The sequence below is a fragment of the Polynucleobacter sp. MG-28-Ekke-A2 genome (genome assembly GCF_035012985.1).
Taxonomy (GTDB): Bacteria; Pseudomonadota; Gammaproteobacteria; order Burkholderiales; family Burkholderiaceae; genus Polynucleobacter.
In genome coordinates this window covers 1-255 of record NZ_JAYGQU010000079.1, presented here as the reverse complement: position 1 = coordinate 255, position 255 = coordinate 1, and the positions used below count along the sequence as shown (strand labels likewise).

Sequence of the window (255 nt, the reverse complement as noted above, 5' to 3'; positions counted from 1 at the left end):
GCCCCAGGTGTTTAAAAGCCTTTTGGAGCATCTGTATCACCGTCTTGATCTGTGGTCGATCCGCCATCTCATACGAGATGATCTCTTGGTTATATAAATCCAAGATGGGGGATAGATACACTCGCTCGCCTTTAATGTTGAACTCCGTTACATCAGTCACCCACTTTTGATTGGGCTTGCTAGCAGCAAAGTTACGCTCCAGTAGGTTTGGGGCTACCTTGCCTACTGCCCCCTTATAAGACTGATAGCGCTTGG

Annotated in this window: 1 protein-coding gene; it reads right to left on the bottom strand. The window is 47.8% G+C overall.

Annotated features, from left to right (window positions below):
• Positions 1–255, bottom strand: a 255-nt coding sequence (locus VC188_RS12115; RefSeq protein WP_323484118.1) for a DDE-type integrase/transposase/recombinase, incomplete at both ends; no start/stop codon positions are given.